The sequence below is a fragment of the Pseudomonas sp. MWU13-2517 genome (assembly GCF_023242545.1).
In the GTDB taxonomy this organism is placed as follows: Bacteria; Pseudomonadota; Gammaproteobacteria; order Pseudomonadales; family Pseudomonadaceae; genus Aquipseudomonas.
Window position 1 is genome coordinate 14393 of the sequence record NZ_JALMFA010000012.1, and the last position, 19838, is coordinate 34230.

13 protein-coding genes are annotated in these 19838 nt (G+C 61.0%); 9 read left to right on the top strand and 4 right to left on the bottom strand.

Translation table 11 applies throughout. From position 1 onward, the window contains the following. Positions 1-130 precede the first annotated feature (130 nt). Positions 131-967 carry a 23S rRNA (adenine(2030)-N(6))-methyltransferase RlmJ gene (rlmJ, locus tag M5B97_RS18090; protein WP_123716165.1) on the top strand — a complete coding sequence of 279 codons (837 nt, stop codon included), beginning with the start codon at positions 131-133 and terminating at the stop codon, positions 965-967. A gap of 181 nt (positions 968-1148) precedes the next feature. Here rlmJ and msrA read toward each other — a convergent pair whose 3' ends face one another. From msrA to aceE, 4 genes are all read right to left on the bottom strand, one after another. Next, positions 1149-1796 (bottom strand): peptide-methionine (S)-S-oxide reductase MsrA, encoded by a 648-nt coding sequence (gene msrA, locus M5B97_RS18095; RefSeq protein WP_123716164.1) that lies wholly within the window; start codon positions 1794-1796, stop codon positions 1149-1151. A gap of 72 nt (positions 1797-1868) precedes the next feature. Continuing rightward, positions 1869-4562 carry a GGDEF and EAL domain-containing protein gene (locus M5B97_RS18100; RefSeq protein ID WP_248732229.1) on the bottom strand — a complete coding sequence of 898 codons (2694 nt, stop codon included), beginning with the start codon at positions 4560-4562 and terminating at the stop codon, positions 1869-1871. Between the two features lie 304 nt (positions 4563-4866). Next, positions 4867-6510 (bottom strand): dihydrolipoyllysine-residue acetyltransferase, encoded by a 1644-nt coding sequence (gene aceF, locus M5B97_RS18105; protein ID WP_248732230.1) that lies wholly within the window; start codon positions 6508-6510, stop codon positions 4867-4869. 11 nt (positions 6511-6521) lie between these two features. After that, complete coding sequence (aceE, locus tag M5B97_RS18110; RefSeq protein WP_134661040.1) at positions 6522-9167, bottom strand: pyruvate dehydrogenase (acetyl-transferring), homodimeric type; 2646 nt, start codon at positions 9165-9167, stop codon at positions 6522-6524. A 382-nt stretch (positions 9168-9549) separates the two neighbouring features. On the opposite strand from aceE, the gene glnE reads away from it, so the two are divergent. The 8 genes from glnE (at position 9550) to M5B97_RS18150 (ending at position 19624) form a co-directional block, all read left to right on the top strand. Continuing rightward, the gene (gene glnE, locus M5B97_RS18115; protein ID WP_248732231.1) at positions 9550-12489 is read left to right on the top strand and encodes a bifunctional [glutamate--ammonia ligase]-adenylyl-L-tyrosine phosphorylase/[glutamate--ammonia-ligase] adenylyltransferase; all 2940 of its coding nucleotides are present in this window, start codon (positions 9550-9552) and stop codon (positions 12487-12489) included. A 188-nt stretch (positions 12490-12677) separates the two neighbouring features. After that, positions 12678-13712, top strand: coding sequence for a lipopolysaccharide heptosyltransferase II (gene waaF, locus M5B97_RS18120; protein ID WP_248732232.1), 1035 nt, complete (start codon positions 12678-12680; stop codon positions 13710-13712). Between the two features lies 1 nt (position 13713). Next, entirely contained in the window at positions 13714-14775 is a 1062-nt protein-coding gene (gene waaC, locus M5B97_RS18125) for a lipopolysaccharide heptosyltransferase I (RefSeq protein WP_248732233.1), read from the top strand. Beyond that, positions 14775-15899: a glycosyltransferase family 4 protein gene (locus tag M5B97_RS18130; RefSeq protein WP_248732234.1), complete on the top strand. Its 1125-nt coding sequence runs from the start codon at positions 14775-14777 to the stop codon at positions 15897-15899. The genes waaC and M5B97_RS18130 overlap by 1 nt, the downstream gene beginning before the upstream one ends. Next, a complete protein-coding gene (rfaP, locus tag M5B97_RS18135; protein WP_134661036.1) occupies positions 15896-16702 on the top strand; it encodes a lipopolysaccharide core heptose(I) kinase RfaP in 807 nt (268 codons plus the stop codon). Before M5B97_RS18130 ends, rfaP begins: the two co-directional genes overlap by 4 nt. After that, positions 16702-17436: a lipopolysaccharide kinase InaA family protein gene (locus M5B97_RS18140; RefSeq protein WP_123716156.1), complete on the top strand. Its 735-nt coding sequence runs from the start codon at positions 16702-16704 to the stop codon at positions 17434-17436. The genes rfaP and M5B97_RS18140 overlap by 1 nt, the downstream gene beginning before the upstream one ends. Then, positions 17433-18185, top strand: coding sequence for a lipopolysaccharide kinase InaA family protein (locus tag M5B97_RS18145; RefSeq protein WP_134661035.1), 753 nt, complete (start codon positions 17433-17435; stop codon positions 18183-18185). The genes M5B97_RS18140 and M5B97_RS18145 overlap by 4 nt, the downstream gene beginning before the upstream one ends. After that, positions 18185-19624, top strand: a complete 1440-nt coding sequence (locus M5B97_RS18150; RefSeq protein ID WP_248732235.1) for a lipopolysaccharide kinase InaA family protein — start codon at positions 18185-18187, stop codon at positions 19622-19624. The genes M5B97_RS18145 and M5B97_RS18150 overlap by 1 nt, the downstream gene beginning before the upstream one ends. Positions 19625-19838 lie beyond the last annotated feature (214 nt).

A 19838-nucleotide genomic window follows, 5' to 3' on the forward strand; every position in this document is an offset into this window, starting at 1 on the left:
CGCCCCGGCAATGGCATTTAGATTTTTTTCCGCCCGCCGCCTGTGTTTCCGGCATAAGCACCGCCCGACACGCAGCCCTGCACCTTTATTCGCGTAGAAGGTAAACTTCGCCCCCTGCGCAGGAGCAACCATGAATTATCGTCACGCCTTTCACGCCGGCAATCATGCCGATGTCTTCAAACACCTGACCTTGACCCGCCTCATCGCCCTGATGTCGCGCAAGGAGCAGCCGTTCGCCTACCTCGATACCCACGCCGGTATCGGGCTGTATGACCTGCAGGGCGACCAGGCCAACCGCACCGGTGAATACCTCGAAGGCATCGCCCGCCTGTGGGGCGAAAGCGACCTGCCGGCACTGACCGCCGATTACATGCGCGTGCTGCACGAGATGAACCCGGATGGCCAGTTGCGTTACTACCCGGGTTCGCCGGAGTTGGCACGCCGCCTGACGCGACCCCAGGACCGCGTGTTGCTCAATGAGAAACACCCGGAAGACGGCGTGTTGCTCAAGGACAACATGAAGGGTGATCGCCGGGTCAAAGTGCACCTGGGTGAAGGCTGGCATGTGCCGCGAGCCTTGCTGCCGGTGCCGGAAAAGCGCGCTTTGATGCTGATCGATCCGCCGTTTGAAAAGCTCGATGAGATGCAACGTTGTGCCGCATCCCTCAAGGAAGCGGTAGGCCGTATGCGCCAGACCGTCGCCGCTATCTGGTACCCGGTGAAAGACCAGCGCATGCTGCGCCGCTTCTATCAGGACCTGGCCGGCACCGGCGCGCCGAAGTTACTGCGCGTGGAGTTGCTGGTGCATCCGCTGGACACGCCCAACACCCTGACCGGCTCGGGCCTGGCGATCGCGAACCCGCCATGGGGCCTGGAAGAGGAATTGCGTGAATTGCTGCCGTGGTTGTCCAAGAAGCTCGGACAGACACAGGGAGGGTGGCAGATGGATTGGTTGATTGGTGAGTAGCTTTCAGTTTTAAGCTGCAAGCTGCAAGTAAAAGCGGAACGTGGCACTTGCAGCTTGCAGCTTTGAAGTTGCGCCTTCGATCTTCAGTTGCTGAGTAGGTTTCAGTTTTAAGCTGCAAGCTACAAGTAAAGGCGGAACCCGTCACTTGCAGCTTGTAGCTTAAAACTTGCAGCTTCGATCCTCAGATCGGACACACCACGCCCGTGCCGCCGATCCCGCAATAGCCCTGCGGATTCTTCGCCAGGTACTGCTGGTGATAGGCCTCGGCGAAATACACCGTCGGTGCTTCCTCGATTTCGGTGGTAATCGTACCCAGGCCAGCCTTGGTCAGTTCACCTTGATACGCCTCGGCACTGGCCTTTGCCGCCGCCAGTTGCTCCGGCGTGGTTGCATAGATAACCGAGCGGTACTGGCTGCCGATGTCGTTGCCCTGGCGCATGCCCTGGGTTGGGTTGTGCAATTCCCAGAACATCTTCAGCAAGTCTTCGTATTTCACCTTGGCCTGGTCATACACCACCAATACCACTTCGCTGTGGCCGGTCAGGCCTGAGCAGACTTCTTCATAGGTCGGGTTCGGCGTGTAGCCGCCGGCGTAGCCGACCACGGTGCTGACCACGCCATCGCGCTGCCAGAACTTGCGCTCGGCGCCCCAGAAGCAACCCAGGCCGAAAATCGCGAACCCGACGTCGTCGAGGAATGGGCCCAGCAGCGGGTTGCCGTTGACGAAGTGGGTCTCCGGCAGCGCCATTGGGGTTTCACGGCCAGGCAAAGCTTGTTCTTGAGTGGGCAACACGTTTTTGTTCACCAGAATTTCCGAGCGCAAGACCATGATCAGTCCTCTCAGTCAGATTGAGTTAGGTAAGAGTTCAGACAGCCAGTGTGCCCGAGTGTTACATCGCTGTCAGGCGATTGGCCCGCGCGGGTAGCGTTTAAGCATCTTCATCAGCTCTGATCCGGGGATTGGCCGGTCGAACAGGTAGCCCTGGCCCACATCGCAGCGATGCCGGCGCAGGAACGCCAGTTGTTCGGCAGTCTCGATGCCTTCGGCCACCACCTTGAGCTTGAGGTTGTGGGCCATGGCGATCACCGCCGAGGTGATTTCCATGTCGTCCTGGTTGTCCGGGATTTCATGGATAAAGCTGCGATCAATCTTAATGATGTCGATGGGGAATTTTTTCAAGTAGCTCAGCGACGAGTAACCGGTGCCGAAGTCGTCCATGGCCAGGGTCAAGCCGAAGCTCTTCAGCTGGTCCAGTTGCAGGCGCGTATCTTCGGTGGCCTCCAGCAGGAGGCCCTCGGTCAGTTCCAGCTCCAGCAGGTTCGGCGGCAGCTGTTCTTCCTTGAGGATCGTGGCAATGGACGCCACCAGGTCCGGGTCGGAAAACTGTTTGGGCGACAGGTTGATCGCCACCTGCAGGTTGCCCATGCCGGCGGCGCTCAACTGCTTGCTCATCCGGCAGGCCTGGCGGGCGATCCATTTGCCGATGGGGATGATCAGCCCGGTCTCTTCGGCCACGCTGATGAATTGGTCGGGGCGGATCATGCCCTTTTCCGGGTGGTTCCACCGCAACAGCGCTTCCATACCCAGCAGGCGGCCACTGCGCAGGCACAGTTTGGGCTGGTAGAACACGTCCAGCTCGTTCTGAGTCAGGGCGCGGCGCAGGTTGTTTTCCACGAACAGCTTGTAGCTCGCTTCGGCGTTCAGCGCTTCGGTAAACACCTGTACCTGGTGTTTGCCGTTGGCCTTGGCTTTGTGCAGGGCCAGGCCGGCGTTGCGCATCAGAGTCTGTGGGTCGCGGCCATGCAGGGGCGCACAGGCCAGCCCCACAGAACCGGTGATGCTGATCAACTGGTTGTCGACGAACATCGGCTTGTCGAGGGTCGTCAGCAACTGGCTGGCGACCTGTTGACCCGTCTCGAGGTCGGCATCGTCCAGCAGCACCGCAAACTCATTACTGGCAAAACGCGCCAGGATGCCGCTCGTGCTCAGGCTGTTGCGCAGACGACGGGCCAGGCTGATCAGCAGCTTGTCACCGGTCTGGTGGCCGAGGCTGTCGTTGATCCGCTTGAAGTTGTCGATGTCCACCAGCAGCAGGCTGATAGGGCTATCAGTGTCCCGGGCGAAGCGCTCATCCAGGTTACGGATAAACGCCGGACGGTTGCCCAGGTTCGTCAGGTTATCGGTGTAGGCCAGGCGCTCGATACGTTGTTGTGCCAGCTTGGTCTGGGTGATGTCTTCGTAGATGCCGATGTAGTGGGTCAGTTCGCGGTTGTCGCCATACACCTTGGAAATCGACAGCTGGCCCCAATAGGGCTCGAGGTTCTTGCGCCGGCTCTTGAACTCACCTTGCCAACTGTTGCTCTTGGCCAGGCTCGACGGTGCGTCGAACAGCAACTCGCTGAGGTTCTCCAAGGCCGGCAGTTGCGCCAGGCGATGGCCGTGGACTTCTTCGGCGCTGTACTGGGTAATCGCGGTAAAGCTGGGGTTGACGTACTCCACAACACCATCGCAATTGACCAGCAGGAAAGCGTTGGCACTTTGCTCTACAGCCCGCTGGAATAAATGCAGCGCGCTGGTGGCGGCACGACGGTTGTGGTTGTTGATCACCTGGGCGAACTGGTCCGCCAGCTCTCCGGCGAAGGCGATCTCATCGGATTGCCAGGCGCGCGAGCTGCCCCTTTGTTCCAGGCACAATACGCCGACGACCTGGCCATCAACCCGAATGCTTGCATCGAGCATTGCGTGGATATTCTTGGCGCGCAGGTTTTCGGCCATTTCCCGGGTGCGTGGATCGCGCATCGCATGGGTCGCGTCGATGGCGCGGCTGCTGTGCAGGGCTTCCAGGTAGTCCGGGAAGCTGCTGGCGTCGATCGCTTCAGGTAGGTGGTATTGTTGGTCGGCGCGGTGGTACGCCGAGATCGGCACCAGGCGCATGCCTTCGAGGTGCCAGATACTGGCGCAATCGATCTGGTAGATATCGCACGCGCTGCGCGTGATCAGCTCGGCGGCTTCTTGCAGCGAGTTAGGCGTGCTATAGCGCTGGCGCGCCAGCAACAGGATCAACTCCTGCTGGGCGCGTACCCGCTCCAGGTGCTGCAACTGTTCCTGTTGCGCACGCTGGTTGAGCTCCAGGGCGATCTGCAGGCGGCTGTTCTGGTTTTCCAGGTCGGCAGTCGGGGCAGGGGCGGGGATTTCACTGAACAGGCCGTCGACTACCATGAGGTAGCCGCGCAACAAGTGGCGATTGTGTTGTTTGTAGGCCTCGCCCATTTCCAGCAGGCTCAGCGGCCCGTCCTGGGTGTGCAAGGTGTAGCGCACCAGGTAATGGGGGCTGTGGCTCAGTTGCTGCTGGATCGCATCGTGCAACTGGTAACGCGCCTGAGGTTCCATCAGGCTGGCGTAGGGCGTGCCGATCAGGGCGCATAACTCAACCGCCGACAGGCCGAATTGACGTTCGCAATTGGGGTCGAGGTAAAGCAAGGCCCAGCTTGCCTCATTAAGCCGCTCGAAACGCAGCATACCGAGGCGCGAAGGCACCGGTAATTGCGTCACTACCTCGGCCGCCATACGGGCGACATCGGGTTGGCTTTTCATGGGGAAACTCGCTCGGGAAAATGCGCACTGCGCCGGGGCTCACGCCCTCTTTACTGTCGCCTGCGGCAAGGTTGCATCATGCAGCACGGACTGACAAGAGAGGATGAAGGCTAAGTGCTATATGGCTGTTATCGGCCGCACGGGGGATTTCTGCAATCGGGCTGATAGAAGGCGTGCACGCCGATTCTGACTGCGCGGCGAGCGCCAAAAAAAGCCCCGCCAATTGGCGGGGTTGAGGTACGAGCGTGGCGCTCGGAAATCGGTGCAGCCAGGCCTCCCCGGTGAAAGGGAGGCCCGTTGAGGCTTACAGCAGGATAGTGCGGATGTCGTTCAGCAACTGGCTCAGGCGCTGAGTGAAGCGTGCAGCCGCGGCGCCGTTGATCACACGGTGATCGTAGGACAACGACAGTGGCAGCATCAGCTTCGGTTGGAACGCTTTACCGTCCCATACAGGCTGGATAGTGGCCTTGGACACACCCAGGATCGCCACTTCTGGCGCGTTGACGATTGGCGTGAAGCCGGTGCCGCCAATGTGACCGAGGCTGGAGATGGTGAAGCACGCACCTTGCATGTCGTCTGGAGTGAGCTTCTTGTCGCGGGCCTTGGCGGCCAGCGCAGCCGCTTCAGCAGCAAGCTGCAGCAGGCTCTTCTGGTCGACGTTCTTGATGACCGGTACCAGCAGGCCATCCGGGGTGTCGACGGCAAAGCCGATGTGCACGTATTTCTTGCGGATGATCGCTTTGCCGCTCGGGGCCAGCGAACTGTTGAAGTCCGGCAGTTCCTTGAGCAGGTGCGCGCAGGCCTTGAGCAGCAGCGGCAGCACGGTCAGTTTCACGCCGGCTTTTTCGGCCACGGCTTTCTGCGCAACGCGGAAAGCTTCCAAGTCGGTGATGTCGGCCTGGTCGAACTGAGTCACGTGCGGGATGTTCAGCCAGCTGGCGTGCAGACCCGCCGCGCCGATCTGCATCAGGCGGGTCATCGGCACTTCTTCGACTTCGCCGAAGCGGCTGAAGTCCACGGTGCGGATCGGCGGAATGCCCGAGCCACCTGTGGCGTTGCCTGCAGCCGGCGCTTCCTTGGCTTTCTGCATCATGGCTTTGACGTAAGCCTGCACGTCTTCCTTCAGCACGCGACCGTGAGGACCACTGGCAGCCACTGCGCTCAGCTCGACGCCGAACTCACGGGCCAGTTGACGCACGGCAGGGCCGGCATGAACCTTGGCACCGCTTGGCGCGGGTGCGGCAGCAGGGGCCGGTGCGGCCTCGGCTTTTGCGGCCGGTGCAGCAGCAGGAGCAGCCGGAGCGGCTTCAGCCTTGGCCGCCGGAGCGGCAGCCGGTGCCGACGCGGCAGCAGGCGCAGCGCCTTGTACTTTCAGCTTGAGGATGAAGTCACCGGTGCCGACTTCGTCTTCCAGCTTGACCGCGATGCTTTCCACCACGCCGGCAGCCGGCGATGGGATTTCCATGGAGGCCTTGTCGGACTCCAGGGTGATCAGCGACTGGTCGGCTTCGACGGTGTCGCCGACCTTGACCAGCAGCTCGATGATCTTGGCCTTGCCCGACGAGCCGATGTCCGGGACGTGAATGTCCTGGACAGTAGCGGCGGCAGGTGCAGCGGCCGGGGCTGGAGCAGCCTCGGCAGCGGCAGGCTTCTCAGCGGCCGGTGCGGGTGCAGCGGCGGCAGCAAGAGCCGCCGCAGGGGCCGCATCAGCGGCACCTTCGATTTCCAGCTCCAGCAGTTCGTCGCCTTCTTTCAGGCGGTCGCCCAGCTTCACTTTCAGGCTCTTGACCACGCCGGCCTTGGGAGCAGGGATTTCCATGCTCGCCTTGTCCGATTCCAGGGTCAGGATGCTCTGGTCGGCTTCAACTTTGTCGCCGACCTTCACAAACAGCTCGATTACTTCACCTTCACCGCTGCCGATGTCAGGTACGCGAATGAGTTCGCTCACAAAAAATCTCCTCAGCAGTCCAGTGGGTTACGTTTTTCCGGGTTGATCCCGAACTTGACGATAGCGTCCGCTACCACCTTGGGTTCGATCTCACCACGGTCAGCCAAGGCTTCCAGGGCTGCCAACACCACGAAGTGACGGTCGACTTCGAAGAAGTGACGCAGCTTCTTGCGGCTGTCACTGCGGCCGAAACCGTCGGTGCCCAGGACTTTGAATTCCTTGGACGGGACCCACTGGCGAATTTGTTCAGCAAACAGTTTCATGTAGTCGGTCGAAGCGATTACCGGGCCTTTACGGCCGGTCAGGCACTCTTCAACGAAGGTGCGCTGTGGCTTCTGGCCAGGGTGCAGGCGGTTGTGACGCTCTACGGCCAGGCCGTCGCGACGCAGTTCGTTGAAGCTGGTGACGCTCCACACGTCGGCACCGACGTTGAACTCTTCACGCAGGATCTTCGCCGCTTCACGCACTTCACGCAGGATGGTGCCGGAGCCCATCAGTTGTACGTGGTGCGCTGCTTCCTTGGTGTCTTCTTCGAGCAGGTACATGCCCTTGATGATGCCTTCTTCCACGCCGGCCGGCATGGCTGGCTGCTGGTAGGACTCGTTCATCACGGTGATGTAGTAGAAAACGTCCTGCTGCTCTTCGGTCATTTTCTTCATGCCGTCCTGGATGATCACCGCCAGCTCATAGCCGTAGGTTGGATCGAAGGTGCGGCAGTTCGGGATGGTGGCAGCCAGGATATGGCTGTGACCGTCTTCGTGTTGCAGGCCTTCGCCGTTCAGCGTGGTCCGACCGGCGGTACCGCCGATCAGGAAGCCACGGGTACGGCTGTCGCCGGCTGCCCAAGCCAGGTCGCCAATGCGCTGGAAGCCGAACATCGAGTAGAAGATGTAGAACGGCAGCATCGGCTGGTTGTGGCTGGAGTACGAAGTACCGGCAGCGATGAAGGAGCTCATGGCGCCCGCTTCGTTGATGCCTTCTTCGAGGATCTGGCCCTTCTTGTCTTCCTTGTAGAACATCACCTGGTCTTTATCGACTGGCTCGTAGAGCTGGCCGACGGAGGAGTAGATGCCCAACTGACGGAACATGCCTTCCATACCGAAGGTACGGGCTTCGTCCGGGATGATCGGGACGATGCGCGGGCCGATGTCCTTGTCCTTGACCAGTTGCGCGAGGATACGCACGAAAGCCATGGTGGTGGAAATTTCACGGTCGCCCGAGCCGTCGAGGATGGCCTTGAGGGTGCTCAGGTCCGGCGTCGGTACGCTGAAGCTGTTGGCGCGGCGCTGTGGCACGAAGCCACCCAGTGCGGCGCGGCGTTCGCTCAGGTAACGGGCTTCGGCGCTGTTCGGCTCCGGCTTGAAGAACGGCAGGTTTTCCAGCTCTTCGTCCTTGACCGGGATGTCGAAGCGGTCGCGGAACAGCTTCAGGCTGTCGACATCGACTTTCTTGGTGTTGTGCGCGGTGTTCTTCGCTTCGCCGGCACCGGTGCCATAACCCTTGATGGTCTTGGCCAGGATGACGGTCGGTTGTTCCTTGTGGTTGACCGCTTCGTGGTACGCCGCGTAGACCTTGTACGGGTCATGGCCGCCACGGTTGAGTTTCCAGATCTCGTCGTCGGACAGGTCGGCAACCATCGCCTTGAGTTCAGGCGTGTTGAAGAAGTGTTCACGCACGAACGCGCCGTCTTTGGCTTTGTAGTTCTGGTACTCGCCGTCGATGACTTCGTCCATGCGGCGTTGCAGGATGCCGTCGACGTCCTTGGCCAGCAGTGGGTCCCAGAAGCGGCCCCAGATGACTTTGGTCACGTTCCACTGAGCACCGCGGAACACGCCTTCGAGTTCCTGGATGATCTTGCCGTTGCCGCGAACCGGGCCGTCGAGGCGCTGCAGGTTGCAGTTGATGACGAAGATCAGGTTGTCCAGCTTCTCGCGGCCGGCCAGGGAGATGGCACCCAGGGATTCCGGCTCGTCACACTCGCCGTCGCCCAGGAAGCACCAGACTTTCTGCTTGCCTTCAGGAATGAAGCCACGGGCTTCCAGGTACTTCATGAAACGTGCCTGGTAGATCGCCTGGATCGGGCCCAGGCCCATGGACACAGTCGGGAACTGCCAGAAATCAGGCATCAGCCAAGGGTGCGGGTACGACGACAGGCCGTTACCGTCCACTTCCTGGCGGAAATTGTTCATGTGTTCTTCGGTGATGCGGCCTTCCATGAACGCACGGGCGTAGACGCCTGGGGAAGTGTGGCCCTGGAAGTAGATCAGGTCGCCGCCGTGTTCGTCGGTCGGGGCCTGGAAGAAGTAGTTGAAGCCGATGTCATACAGGGTTGCGCTGGAAGCGAAGCTGGAGATGTGACCGCCCAGGTCCGAATCTTTCAAGTTCGTGCGCATTACCATCGCCATGGCGTTCCAACGTACCAGCGAGCGAATGCGGCGTTCCATGAACAGGTCGCCAGGCATGCGTGCTTCGTGGGTAACGGGGATGGTGTTGCGGTATGGCGTGGTGATGGCGTAGGGCAGTTGCGAGCCGCTGCGGGTCGCGAGTTCGCCCATACGGGTCATCAGGTAGTGAGCACGGTCTTCGCCTTCTTTGTCGAGAACCGATTCCAGGGCGTCCAGCCATTCCTGGGTTTCGACGGGATCGAGGTCTTGCATGGCTTGCTCCAGGGCGGAAAGGCTACCAGAATCGGTTGCCTGAGTTTGCGACTGGCCTTGTGGGCAGACGACATAAATTCTTGGATGGCCGAAGGTTGCTTCGGCGTCCTGTAGTTTTACTACAAATCGTCGGCCATTTCAGCCTTTCGAATGTATATACGAGTAGTAAAACTACACAAGACTGAGCGTATGACTCGGTCTGGCTGGTGAGCATAATCGTTATTGTTGATCTTTTGCGAACAAGAAAAGGTGAATGTTTGATGTTGGCTGCCAAAATGAAATTAATTTCAGCTATTTCTAACCTTTGTTCGACAGTCCTTCACCGAGCGTGGTTCTTGCGTTCACAGCTACACGCCATTCACGCGCCGATCAAGGATAGACCATGACCCTTCCAACGCTCGCCGAACTGCCGGCCATTCTCTTGCCTTTTGCCCAGCGGGCCGAGCAGTCATTTCGTGACGCAGTGGCTGCGCTGGGCGACGATCATGGCCTTTCTGCGTGGACGCCGCAACGGTGGGCCGACTTCGCCCGCGTATGCGCCGCCAGTGATTTCGTCATTGAACAGAGTCTGCGTGACCCTTTGATGTTGCTGGAGCTGGTGGCCTGGGGCGAGCTGGATCGCGGTTTTGCGCCCGGCGAGCTGTGCGGGCAGGTGGCTGGCGCGGTGCAGCAGGCTGAAACAGAAGATGAGCTGGGGCGTGTACTGCGCCGTCAGCGCACCCGGCAGCAGGTGCGGATTATCTGGCGCGACCTGACCCGACAGGCGGACCTGGTGCAAACCTGTCGCGACCTCTCCGACATGGCTGACGCCTGTATCGACCAAGCCTACCAGTGGCTGTATCAGCGCTATTGCGCACAATTCGGCACCCCGACCGGCCGCCGTAGCGGCGAAGCGCAGCACATGGTCATCCTCGGCATGGGCAAGCTCGGTGCGGTGGAGCTGAACCTGTCGTCCGATATCGACCTGATCTTCGCTTATCCCGAAGGTGGTGAGACGGTGGGCGTGAAACGCGCCCTGGATAACCAGGAGTTTTTCATTCGTCTTGGTCAAAAATTGATCAAGGCCCTTGATCCCATGACCGTCGATGGTTTTGTGTTTCGCGTCGATATGCGCCTGCGCCCCTACGGTTCGGCCGGTGCCCTGGTGCTCAGCTTCAATGCGCTGGAGCAATACTACCAGGATCAGGGGCGCGACTGGGAACGCTACGCCATGATCAAGGCGCGCGTCGTGGCCGGCGACCAGGCGGCTGGTGCGCAGTTGCTCGATATGCTGCGACCATTTGTCTATCGCCGCTATCTGGACTTTTCCGCCATCGAAGCGCTGCGCACCATGAAGCAGTTGATCCAGCAGGAAGTGCGGCGCAAAGGCATGGCCGACAATATCAAGCTGGGCTCGGGCGGTATCCGCGAGGTCGAGTTTATCGCCCAGGCGTTCCAGCTGATTCACGGCGGCCGCGACCTCAGCCTGCAACAGCGCCCGCTGCTCAAGGTGCTGGGCACTCTGGAAGGCCAGGGTTACCTGCCCCCGGCGGTGATTGCCGAGCTGCGCGAAGGCTATGAATTCCTGCGTTACACCGAGCATGCCATCCAGGCCATCGCTGATCGGCAGACCCAGATGCTTCCGGACAATCCGAGCGATCAGGCACGCATTGCCTTTATGTTGGGCTTTGCCGATTGGGCGGCTTTTCATGAGCGCTTGATGTATTGGCGCGGTCGGGTGGACTGGCATTTTCGCCAAGTGATCGCTGACCCGGATGAGGAGGAAGGCGAAGAAAGCGAGCTGATGGTAGGCGGTGAGTGGTTGCCATTGTGGGAAGAGTCTCAGGATGAAGAAGCTGCGTGCCGCCAGTTGGCCGAAGGCGGCTTCCTCGACGCCCACAAGGCCCTCAAGGCGCTGGCCGGCCTGCGCGGCAGCCCGCAGTTGCGCGCCATGCAGCGTCTGGGGCGTGAGCGGTTGGATGCGTTTATCCCGCGCCTGCTGGCCCAGGCGGTCGAGCATGCCAATCCGGACCTGGTGTTGGAGCGCGTCCTGCCGCTGGTGGAAGCTGTCGCTCGTCGCTCCGCGTACCTAGTGCTGTTGACCGAAAATCCAGACGCCCTGCGTCGCTTGCTGACGTTGTGCGCCGCCAGCCCCTGGATCGCCGAACAGATCACCCGTTTTCCGTTGCTGCTCGACGAATTGCTCAACGAAGGTCGCCTGTTCAAGCCGCCGTTGGCACCGGAACTGGCCGCCGAATTGCGCGAGCGCCTGACGCGCATCCCCGAGGACGACCTCGAGCAGCAGATGGAAGCGCTACGCCATTTCAAACTGGCTCACCGCCTGCGCGTGGCCGCTTCGGAGATTGCCGGCAGCTTGCCGTTGATGAAGGTCAGCGATTACCTCACCTGGCTTGCCGAAGCCATCCTCGAACAAGTATTGGCCCTGGCCTGGCGCCAGACCGTGGCCCGGCATGGTTCGCCGCAGCGTGTGGACGGCACCTTGTGCGATCCTGGGTTCATCATTGTCGGTTATGGGAAAGTCGGCGGGATCGAACTGGGGCATGGTTCGGACCTGGACCTGGTATTTATCCATGATGGCGACCCGCAGGCGGAAACCGATGGGGCCAAGCCGATTGATGGGGCGCAGTTCTTCACGCGCCTGGGCCAGCGGATCATTCACCTGCTGACCACCCAGACCAACTCGGGCCAGCTGTATGAAGTGGACATGCGCCTGCGACCTTCCGGCGCCTCCGGGCTATTGGTCAGTTCGCTGGGGGCGTTTGATCGCTATCAACAAAATGAAGCCTGGACCTGGGAGCATCAGGCCCTGATCCGCGCTCGGGTGTTGGTGGGCAGTCAGGATGTCGGGCATGCCTTCGAGCAAGTCAGGGCCAGTGTATTGGGCCGTGAGCGGGACCCGGTCAAGCTGCGCCAGGAGGTCAGCGAGATGCGCGCCAAGATGCGCGATAACCTGGGGACCAAGACCACAGCGGCCGGCACCGGCGCCAATGCGTTCGAGGCGACGGCGCTGTTCGATCTCAAGCAGGATGCCGGAGGTATCGTCGATATTGAATTTATGGTGCAATACGCGGCTTTGGCGTGGTCTGCGCAACATCCATCGTTGCTGCGCTACACCGACAATATCCGCATTCTGGAAGGTCTGGAGCAGGTAGGGCTGATGCCCGCCGCCGATGCCCACCTGCTGCGCGAGGTGTATAAGGCCTACCGTTCCGCTGCGCATCGCCAGGCTCTGCAGAATGAGTCCGGCACGGTCGCCGGGGATCAGTTCGCCGACGAACGGCGCCAGGTGATGCGAATCTGGAAAGAACTGGGGTTAAGCTGAAAATTGATTAAATGTGAGTGCGGGCGTGCTCGCGAAAACAGTGGGTCGGCCACTCGATGGGCCGGCTGACAGACCGCTTTCGCGAGCAAGCCCGCTCCCGCACAACGCAGTGACCGGGCCAACCGTGACCTACAGTAATTTTCGAGGCGGGGAGGCATAAGCCTCCCCGCATCGTTTGTGGAAACTACATGAATATTCTGATCGTTGGGCCCAGTTGGGTCGGTGACATGGTGATGGCGCAGACACTGTTCCAGTGCCTGAAACAGCGTCACCCCGACTGCCAAATCGACGTGCTCGCCCCTGAGTGGAGCCGGCCGATCCTTGAGCGCATGCCCGAGGTGCGCAAGGCCTTGAGCTTCCCGCTGGGCCATGGTGCGCTTGAACTGGCGACCCGTCGTCGCATCGGCAGATCCCTGGCCGGCCAGTACGACCAGGCCATCCTGCTGCCCAACTCGCTCAAGTCGGCGCTGGTGCCGTATTTTGCCGGCATCCCCAAACGCACCGGCTGGCGCGGTGAGTTCCGTTATGTATTGCTCAACGATGTGCGCACCCTCGACAAGGCGCGCTACCCGCTGATGATCGAACGGTTCATGGCCCTGGCCTACGAACCGGGTACCGCGTTGCCCACGCCTTACCCGCGCCCCAGTTTGCAGATCGACCCCGTGACCCGCGATGCGGCACTGGCCAAGTTCGGCCTGACCCTGGACCGCCCGGTGTTGGCGCTGTGCCCGGGCGCCGAGTTTGGCGAGTCCAAGCGCTGGCCGTCGGAGCATTACGCCAAAGTCGCCGAGATGAAGATCCGCGAGGGTTGGCAGGTGTGGCTCTTCGGCTCGAAAAACGATCACTCGGTGGGTGAAGACATCCGTCAGCGCCTGATTCCCGGCCTGCGCGAAGAAGCGGTGAACCTCAGTGGCGACACCTCGCTGGCCGAGGCGATCGACCTGCTGTCCTGCGCCGACTCGGTGGTGTCCAATGACTCTGGCCTGATGCACGTGGCCGCCGCGCTGAACCGTCCGTTGGTGGCCGTGTATGGGTCCACTTCGCCCGGTTTCACTCCGCCATTGGCCGACAAGGTCGAAGTGGTGCGCCTGGGCCTGGAGTGCAGCCCGTGCTTTGAGCGCACCTGTCGGTTCGGCCACTACAACTGCCTGCGCCAATTGCTGCCGCAACCGGTGAGCGAGGCTTTGCAGCGGTTGCAGGGCTCAGTGGTCGAGGTTCGTTAGTTTGCGAGTATTGGTAGTCAAGACCTCATCCCTGGGTGATGTGATCCACGCGTTGCCGGCGCTGACCGACGCCGCGCGGGCGATCCCCGGTATTCGTTTCGACTGGGTGGTGGAAGAAGGCTTTGCCGAGATTCCAACCTGGCACCCGGCGGTGGACAAGGTGTTTCCGGTGGCGATCCGTCGCTGGCGCAAGAATCTCTGGCAGACCTTCAAGAGCGGTGAGTGGTGGCGTTTCAAGCAGCGCATCCAGTCGACCAAGTACGACCTGGTGATCGACGCCCAGGGCCTGCTCAAAAGTGCCTGGTTGACCCGTTACGTGCGTGCGCCGGTGGCCGGCTTCGATAAGAACTCCGCCCGCGAACCCATTGCGGCACGCTTTTATTCCCGTCGTCTGGCCGTGGCCCGTGGGCAACATGCCGTGGAGCGCTTGCGCCAGTTGTTCGCTGTGGCGTTGGGTTATGACCTGCCCAAAGCCCTGGGCGACTACGGCTTGAACGTCGACAAGTTGCTCGGCCTGCCGCCGCAAAAGCCCTATGTGCTGTTGCTGCACGGCACCACCTGGGACACCAAGCACTGGCCCGAGGCCTATTGGCGCGAGCTGGCTGAGCGGATGGGGCGCCTGGGTGTGGATGTAAAGCTGCCTTGGGGTAACGCTGCCGAAAAGGCCCGGGCCGAACGCCTGGCCCAGGGCTTGCCCAACGCTGAAGTGCTACCCAAGCTGAACCTCGCCGGCGTCGCCCGCGTTTTGGCCGGCGCCCGCGCCTGTGTGGCAGTAGACACCGGCCTGGGCCACCTGGCCGCGGCGTTGGATGTGCCGACCATTTCACTGTTCGGTCCCACCAACCCCGGCCTCACGGGCGCCTATGGTAAAGGCCAGATTCACTTGGCCAGTGATTTCCCCTGTGCACCCTGCCTGCAAAAGCAATGCACCTATCAGCCTACGGCCGACGACCGGCGTCGGTTCGACATCCCGCGCGAATCGCCGCTGTGCTTTACACGCCTGAACCCTGAACGTGTGGCAAGCCGCCTGACCACGTTGTTACTGGCCGAGGAACTGCACTGATGCAACTGGCTTTCGTGCTCTACAAATACTTCCCCTTCGGCGGCCTGCAGCGCGACTTCATGCGCATCGCTCTGGAGTGCCAGCAGCGTGGTCATCAGATTCGCGTGTACACGTTGATCTGGGAAGGTGATATCCCACCGGGTTTTGAAGTGCTGGTGGCGCCCGTCAAGGCGCTGGTCAACCACCGTCGCAACGAAAAGCTGTATGCCTGGATCCAGGCCGACCTGGCCAAGCGCCAGGTGGACCGCGTGGTGGGCTTCAACAAGATGCCGGGGCTCGATGTGTATTTCGCCGCCGACGGTGTGTTTGAAGACAAGGCCCAAACCCTGCGCAACCCGATGTACCGCTGGTTCGGGCGTTACAAGCACTTCGCGGAGTATGAGCGTGCGGTGTTTGATAAAAGTGCCAGGACGCAAATCATGGTGCTTTCCGAGCATCAGCAAGCCCTGTTCACCCAGTACTACGGAACACAGGCCGAGCGTTTTCACCTGTTGCCGCCGGGTATTGCCCGTGACCGTCGCGCACCGCCGAATGCGGGTGAGATCCGAGCCGAGTTTCGTCGTGAGTTCGGCCTGGCGGACGACGACTTGTTGCTGGTCCAGATCGGTTCGGGCTTCAAGACCAAAGGCGTGGACCGCAGCCTCAAGGCGTTAGCCGCGCTGCCGTCGGCATTGAAGAAACGCACCCGGCTGTTTGTAATTGGCCAGGACGACCCCAAAGTATTCCAATTGCAGAGTGCTGCGTTGGGCTTGGGTGATCAGGTGCAGTTCTTCAAGGGGCGCAGCGATATTCCGCGCTTCCTGTTGGGCGCCGACTTGCTGATCCACCCTGCGTATAACGAGGCGGCGGGCATGGTGCTGGTCGAAGCCGTGGTCGCGGGCCTGCCGGTGCTGGTGAGCAAGGTCTGTGGTTATGCCTTCTATATCGAGCAAGCCCAAAGTGGCCGGGTGTTGGATGAGCCCTTCGAGCAGGCACAGCTCAATCAATACCTGGTTGAGATGCTCGAAGACCCGCTCGCGCGTGCGGCCTGGAGCCGCAATGGTCTGGCCTTCGCCGAGACGGCCGACCTCTATAGCATGCCGCAGCACGCTGCGGACCTGATTCTGGCGGAGCCAAACCGATGAAGTTGTTTCTTGCCGAACCGTTCAAGACCTTGTGGGCCGGGCGTGATGCCTTCGCCGAGGTCGAAAGACTGGAAGGCCAGGTGTTCCGCGAATTGGCCGCTCGCCGTACGTTGCGTACGGTGGTGGATGGCCACCCGTATTTCGTGAAGATCCACCGGGGAATCGGCTGGGCCGAAATCCTCAAGAACCTGGTCACTGCCAAGCTGCCGGTGTTGGGCGCAGGCCAGGAGTGGGTGGCGATCCAGCGCCTGCAGGCGCTTGGCGTACCGACCATGACGGCGGTGGCCTTTGGCGAGAAAGGTAGCAACCCGGCTGATCAGCATTCGTTCATCATCACTGAAGAGCTGACGCCGATTATCAGTCTTGAAGACTTGACCCTCAATTGGGCCAAACAGCCGCCGGTTCCGGCGATCAAGCATGCCTTGACCTTCGAACTGGCACGTACCGTTGGCGCGATGCACCGAGGGGGCGTCAACCACCGCGATTGCTACCTGTGCCACTTCCTGCTGCACACTGACCAGCCCATTACAGCGGGTAACCTCAAGTTGTCGGTGATCGACCTGCACCGTGCCCAGGTGCGCTCGACGATCCCTCGGCGCTGGCGTAACAAGGATCTTGCCGGGCTGTATTACTCCGCACTGGAGATCGGCTTGACCCAGCGGGACAAGCTGCGTTTCCTCAAACATTACTTCCAGCAGCCGTTGCGCCAGATCCTGGCTGAGCAAACGGCGCTGTTGAACGAGTTGGAGCGCATGGCCGCCAAGCTTTACGCACGCAAACAGCGATACGGGGACGCACTCTGATGGCGGGTTGGAACCTCGAACCCGCTTATGCCTCCCTGGCAGATGATTTCGGCAGCCTTGAAGCAGTGTTCGCTCTGCAGGGTGAGCGGTTGACTCGCGATCCATTGTCCGAAGTGATCCGGGTGACACGCGACGGCATCAACTACTACGTCAAGCGCTATGTGGGGGCAGGCAAGGGCTTGCGCCGTTACCTGGGCAAGCCGCGGGTCAAATCCGAGTGGCAGAACCTCAAGCGCTTCGCCAAATGGGGCATCCCGACTGCGGATGTGGTCGCTTGGGGCCTGGATCGCAAGGGGCTGGCATACAACCGTGGGGCGATGATTACCCGCGAGTTGCCGAAAACCGAGGATCTGTCGGTGTTGGCCGAGCGCAAAGACGCGCGTCTGAAGGACGCCGGCTGGGTCGACGCGGTCAGCCGCCAACTCGCCGAATATACCCGCACCATGCACGATCACCGCTTTACCCATAACGATTTGAAGTGGCGCAACCTTTTGGTGGACGACCAGCGAACCCTGTATCTGATCGACTGCCCTAACGGTGATTTCTGGCGGGGCTTCTGGCTCAAATACCGCATCACCAAAGACCTGGCTTGCCTGGACAAGGTCGCCAAGTATCACTTGTCGGCCACGCAGCGCCTGCGTTTCTACATGCAATATCGCCAGCGCACGCACCTGACGGCGTCGGATAAACAGCGAATTCGCCACGTGGTGAAGTTTTTCGAGGGGCGCGAATGAGCGACTTTTTAGCGGCCGAAGACCGTGCGCTGTTGGAGCGTAACGGTCTGGCGACCTTTGACGCCCTGTGGGCCAAGCAACTGGATGCGGTAGACGAACCCAATACCAGCCGTGGTGGTTGGAGCAGCGTGTATCGCCTGGAGCTGGAGGGGCAGGGTTATTACCTCAAGCGCCAGAGCAACTACCTGACTCGTACCTTGTACAGGCCGTTGGGCGAACCAAGTTTTTCCCGTGAGTTTCGCAACATCAGCCTTTACCGCCAGCGGCGCATCCCGGCGTTGCAAGCCGCTTTTTTCGGTGAGCGCAAGGTCAAGGGCGAGCACCGAGCGATGTTGCTGACCCGCGCACTGGATGGTTGGAATGACCTGGATTCGTTGCTGGAGCAGTGGCCGCAATTGAGCGATGACCAGCAGCGCGCAATCCTGCGAGCCTGTGGTCAGCTTGCCCACACGCTGCACGCTGTGGGTCAAGTACATGGTTGTTTTTACCCCAAACATATCTTCCTGCAGGCCACCGCCGACGGTTATGCCGCGCAGTTGATCGACCTGGAGAAAACCCGCCCGCTGTTGTTCGGCTGGCGTGACCGGGTGAAGGATCTGGAGCCGTTGCTGCGCCGTGCCCCGCAGTGGTCTGAAGCCCAGGTGCGCTATTTGCTGGCCGCCTACCTGGAGCAGCCGGAGGACAGCGCGCTGGTCGATACCTGGCATCAGCGTCTGACGGCCCGTCGCAGCCACAAGGAGAACCGTTGATGCGCTTGTCCGAGCTGAAAAATGCCGGCCGTGCGCCCAGCCTGCCGCTGAGCATCGAATTGGCGGATGCGGCCGGCCCCGGGCAATTGCAATTGTTGAGCCTGTTACGGGTGTTGCCGGGGCAGCGCTATGTGGGCGCGGCGGTTTGGCGTGGGCGTCCGGTGCTGGCCAAGTTGTTGGTGGGCAGCAAGGCCGCGCGGCATTTTCAGCGTGAACTCGACGGTGTGCGTCTACTGGCGGAGCAGGGGCTGGTCACGCCGTTGTTGTTGGCCGACGGCTTACAGGAAGGCGAGGGTGGCTGGCTGCTGTTCGAGTTTCTTGAGGGGGCCGAAAGCCTGGCGCAAGCCTGGCGTGCTGTCGAAAATCTGCCGCCGCTGGCGGACGCGCAAACCGCCGTGCTCGCCGAGGCGCTGGGGGTGATTGCCCATATGCACGCCCGTGGGGTTTGGCAGGAAGACCTGCACCTGGACAACCTGCTGCGCCATGACGGCAAGCTGTACCTGATTGATGGTGCCGGGATCTGCGTTGAGCAGGCCGGCAAGCCGTTGTCGCGTGAGCGTGTGCTGGAAAACCTCGGGGTGTTCTTTGCCCAGTTGCCGAAGAATCTCGAACCGTTTACCGAAGAGTTGCTGGTGTACTACCTGCTGGGTAATGGCGAGCACGCACTGCCGTTGGAAGCCCTCGAAAAACAGGTGCGTAAAGTCAGCGCCTGGCGCATGAAGGACTTCATGAGCAAGGTCGGGCGTGAATGCACACTGTTCAGCGTGGTGCGCGGGGCTTTCGCCTTGCGTGCGGCTCGTCGCGAAGAAGAGGCCGCGATGGTGCCGGTGCTGGAGCAGGCGGATGCATTGCTTGAGCAGGGCCATTTGTACAAGACGGGTGGCGCGGCGAGCGTTGCCAAGGTCGAGGTGGCCGGTCGCCCATTGGTGATCAAACGCTACAACATCAAGGGGTTTACCCATTGGCTCAAGCGTTTCTGGCGCCCGAGCCGGGCCTGGCATTCCTGGCGTGAAGGCAACCGCCTGGCGTTCCTGGGCTTTGCCACGCCCAAGCCGCTGGCCGTTCTGGAGAAGCGCTGTTTCTGGTTGCGCAGCCGGGCTTATCTCGTCACCGAATTCTTGCCCGGGCCGGACATCATCGAGCGCTTCGCGCCCTACGTCGAACACGGCGATGCGCCTGAAAACGAACTGTTGGCCCTGGAACAGTTATTCGCCGAACTGATCCGCGAGCGCATCAGCCATGGTGACTTCAAGGGGCACAATCTGTTCTGGAACGACGGCCGCTGGGCGATGATCGATCTGGATGCGATGTGTCAGCACCGTTCCGTTGCCAGCTTTGCCCCGGCCTTTGCCAAGGACCGTGCGCGCTTTATGCGCAACTGGCCGCAAGAGAGTGCGCTGTATCGGCTGATCGACCAGCGCCTGCCCACGCAGGTTTGACGCTCGGTCGATAGGGGGGGCAGGTGGCTAATGCCAGTCAGTCAAGAAGGAGAAAGGCTAAAAAGTAACCTGTGGCGAGGGCGCTTGCTCCGGTTGGACTGCGCAGCAGTCCCATGCTTTGTAAACAAAGAGCGGGGCCGCTTTGCGGCCTAACGGGAGCAAGCTCCCTCGCCACACATACAGCGTTCACCCTTAACGACTGGTATTAGGGCAG